2 protein-coding genes and 1 pseudogene are annotated in these 3214 nt (G+C 61.9%); all 3 read right to left on the bottom strand.

From position 1 onward, the window contains the following. Positions 1 to 613: pseudogene (locus tag EOD15_RS31460) on the bottom strand (ABC transporter ATP-binding protein); the annotation flags it as partial. Positions 614 to 623: 10 nt separating this feature from the next. Then, entirely contained in the window at positions 624 to 2510 is a 1887-nt protein-coding gene (locus EOD15_RS31455; protein ID WP_127409169.1) for an ABC transporter ATP-binding protein, read from the bottom strand. 29 nt (positions 2511 to 2539) lie between these two features. Continuing rightward, positions 2540 to 2935, bottom strand: coding sequence for a hypothetical protein (locus EOD15_RS31450; protein ID WP_127409168.1), 396 nt, complete (start codon positions 2933 to 2935; stop codon positions 2540 to 2542). Positions 2936 to 3214: the final 279 nt, after the last annotated feature.

The following is a 3214-nucleotide window of genomic DNA, read 5'->3' as shown; positions in this document are numbered from 1 at the left end:
AAGCGAAAGCGGAAATCCAGATCACCACCAGCACCGCCAGCCTGAGATCGAGGCCTGCGACCAGCGCCAGCGTCGTCACCGTGTAGACGATCATGAACCAGACGACCTCGATGAAGCTTTCCATCAGGTCGCCGGTGGCTTGCCCCGCCTGCCAGACCTTTGTCGCGATGCGGCCGGCGAAATCGTTCTGGAAAAAGGCGTAGGACTGGCGCGAGACATGCCGGTGCGCCTGCCAGCGCACCAGATTGTAGAAGCCCGGCGTGATCGTCTGCTCGTCGACCAGCGCCGACAGGCCGACGATGACGGTGCGGATGACCAGCACCACCACGGCCATAAAAACCAGTTCAGGGCCGGCGGCGGCCCACAGTGCGTGCCAGCTGCGCTCGGCGGGAAGCTGGTCGAGAATATCGACCAGCCGCCCGACGAAGTAGAACAGGCCGGCCTCGACCAGCGGCGCGATGCCGCCGATGACCAGCATGGCGAAGAAGGCGAACTTCGCCTGGCCGACATAGTGCCAGAGGAAACCGCCGACGCTGGTCGGTGGCCGAAGATTCGCTGGCTCCCTGAACGGATAGACCCAGTTCTCGAACCAGCGATAGACGGCTGTCATCATGCGGCGGCCATCATTCTGCGGCTTGCCCCTTTGCAAGTGCGTCGTTGGCGGCGTCGGCGGGACCGTCCTCAAGCAGGAACCCGCCCGACTGGCGCTGCCAGAGCTGCGCGTAGAGCCCGCCCTTGGCGACGAGTTCCTCGTGCGAACCTTCCTCGATGACACGACCCTTGTCCATCACCACCAGCCTGTCCATCGCCGCGATGGTCGACAGCCGGTGCGCTATGGCGATCACGGTTTTGCCTTGCATGAGCTTGTAGAGATTCTCCTGGATCGCCGCCTCGGCTTCGGAATCCAGCGCCGAGGTCGCTTCGTCAAGGATAAGTATAGGTGCGTCCTTCAACATAACGCGAGCAATGGCGACGCGTTGCCGCTGGCCACCGGACAATTTGACGCCGCGGTCTCCGACATGGGCATCGAAGCCCTTGCGGCCGCTGGCATCCGAAAGCCCTGATATGAAATCCAGCGCCTCGGCGCGCCGCGCCGCCTCGACAAGCATCTCGTCGGTGGCATCGGGCCGGCCATAGAGGATGTTCTCGCGCACCGAACGATGCAGCAGCGAGGTGTCCTGCGTGACCATGCCGATCTGCGCACGCAGCGAATCCTGCTTCACACCGGCGATCTCCTGGCCGTCGATCAATATCTGCCCGGCTTCGAGGTCGTAGAAGCGCAGCAACAGGTTGACCAGCGTCGACTTGCCGGCGCCGGAGCGGCCGACGATGCCGACCTTCTCGCCCGGCTTCACCGCCAGCGACAGGCCTTCGATCACACCCTTCTGCTTGCCGTAGTGGAAGCGGATATCCTCGAAGCGGATCTCACCCCTGGAAACGCTGATCTCCTTCGCGTCCGGCCTGTCCTCGACAAGGCGCGGCAGCGAGATCGAGGCGATGCCGTCCTGCACCGTGCCGATGTTCTCGAACAGGCCCGACATTTCCCACATGATCCATTGCGACATGCCCCACATCCTGAGCACAAGGCCGATGACCACGGCGACCGCGCCGATCGTCACTGCTTGCCCCAGCCACAGCCACAACGCCATCGCGGTGACAGAGAACAAGACCAATGCATTCAGGATGTAAAGCGAGCCAAAAAGCACTGTCACCAGCCGCATCGACCGGTAGACCGTTTCGAGAAAGCCGGACATGCCGTCTTTGGCGAATGACGCTTCGCGGCGTGCATGGCTGAACAGCTTGACCGTCTGGATGTTGGAGTAGCTGTCGACGACCCGGCCCGTCATGATCGAGCGCGCATTGGCCTGTTCCTCGCCAACCTTGCCCAGCCGAGGAATGAAAAACCGCAGCAAAAGGATATAGCCGACCAGCCAGACGCCGAGCGGCGCAGCCAGCCGCCAGTCGGCCGAGCCGACGATGAGCAGCATGCCGAGGAAATAGACGATAACGTAGTTCAGGACGTCGATCACCTTGATGACGCATTCGCGCACGGCGAGAGCCGTCTGCATCAGCTTTGTCGCGATGCGGCCGGCGAACTCGTCCTGGTAGAAACTCATCGACTGCTTGAGCAGATAGCGGTGCACCTGCCAGCGGATGCGCATGGGATAATTGCCCATCAGCGTCTGCTGGTTGAGAAACGAATGCAGCCATACCGTGCCCGGCAGCGCGAACAGCACGATGAAGGCCATGCCGGCGAGCTTCCAGGCTTCCGTCTGCAGGAAGGTTTCGCGATTCTGCCCCGACAGCCAGTCGACGATGCGGCCGAGGAAGCCGAACATCCATACTTCGGCGATCGCGATGGCCGTCACCAGCACCGCGTCGAAAAGGATATAGGGCCATGCGCCGCGCGTATAATGCAGGCAGAAGGCAACCAGCGTCTTGGGCGGCTCGACCGGTTCCGCTGCGGGGAACGGATCGAGCCTTTTTTCAAACCAGCTAAACAACAACATAGGTTATGCCTGTGAAATGTGTTTGCCGCTTACGCGGCACGTGAGCGTACGAAATCCCCGGAACCCATGGCGTCAAGGGCCGACGGTCTGGAATCACCCGGACCCTCGGCCCTGCTTCGCGCAATATAGGGGCTCGCGGGCTTTTCGCCGACAGCTGCGCCAGACGATCCTGACGACACGGTGCCGCCAGCCCGGTTTTTCGCGCCCGGCCGGATCAGCCGGATGATCCGGCGCACCAGCGAAGGCCGGCTCAGATCGGGAACCGCGCGCGAAAAATCGACATCCGGCAGCATGCCGCGATGCGGCCGGCGGCGAACCTCGGCGTGAACCGCCGACGAATAGGTGTCGCCGATCAGCAGCGCCCAGGTCGGCAGTCGGTGGATATGCAGGCTCCTCGAGCCAGGTATTCTATAGGGATCGAACATCGGTCCGTCCTCCGTGTGAAAATCGAGATAAAAAGGCGAAGCAATATCGTCCGCCGGCATTCGGCCGGAGGCACGCATTGCGTCGGTCTGGACATGACGACGATCGTCGGTCCGGACAGCTTCAGATGGGGCGTTCAGCCCTTTTGACTTTTTGAAAAACATCGCAGGATTCCTTCGGGAGCCGAAAAATCGTTTCGGCGGGAATCGGTGCGATCAAGTCTTAGAGAGTCAGGAGAATCGTCGTACCGAAACCGCCGGCAGGCAGGTAAGCCCACGAGA

The sequence above is a fragment of the Mesorhizobium sp. M7A.T.Ca.US.000.02.2.1 genome, assembly GCF_003996995.1.
In the GTDB taxonomy this organism is placed as follows: Bacteria; Pseudomonadota; Alphaproteobacteria; order Rhizobiales; family Rhizobiaceae; genus Mesorhizobium.
Note: the sequence above shows the minus strand (reverse complement) of the source record. Positions and strands in the feature narration are given on the sequence as shown.

What these genes read in the sequence shown, in the direction of transcription:
- EOD15_RS31455 (WP_127409169.1), bottom strand. Translation starts at nt 2,510, where the DNA reads ATGTTGTTGTTTAGCTGGTTTGAAAAAAGGCTCGATCCGTTCCCCGCA.
- EOD15_RS31450 (WP_127409168.1), bottom strand. Translation starts at nt 2,935, where the DNA reads ATGTTCGATCCCTATAGAATACCTGGCTCGAGGAGCCTGCATATCCAC.